This is a genomic window from Cognatiluteimonas profundi (assembly GCF_009792795.1).
GTDB classification, from domain to species: domain Bacteria; phylum Pseudomonadota; class Gammaproteobacteria; order Xanthomonadales; family Xanthomonadaceae; genus Cognatiluteimonas; species Cognatiluteimonas profundi.
In genome coordinates this window covers 1-217 of sequence record NZ_VKHQ01000016.1, presented here as the reverse complement: position 1 = coordinate 217, position 217 = coordinate 1, and the positions used below count along the sequence as shown (strand labels likewise).

The 217-nt window shown below is 68.7% G+C and carries 1 protein-coding gene; it reads right to left on the bottom strand.

The features are described 5' to 3' along the window. Positions 1–217 (bottom strand): pyrimidine/purine nucleotide monophosphate nucleosidase domain-containing protein (locus tag GST15_RS12765; RefSeq protein ID WP_159017699.1); only part of this gene is annotated, 217 nt, incomplete at both ends.

Here is a 217-nt window from a genome sequence, read left to right as displayed (position 1 = left end):
AGAAGGCGGGTCGCAGGTCGGCGGCCAGATGCGATGGTGTGCGGCCGTGGTGGAGGTCGAGCGCGGCCATCGCTTCATGGGTCGGCACGAACGGCTGCTGGAACGGCAGCGGGATGTCGGGCGACCAGTTGGAGTAGAACGAATCCTGGGTGGCGAGCCGGTACTCGCGGACGTCGCGGATGCGCCGCGCGATCTGTCGGGCGACTTCGGCGCAATC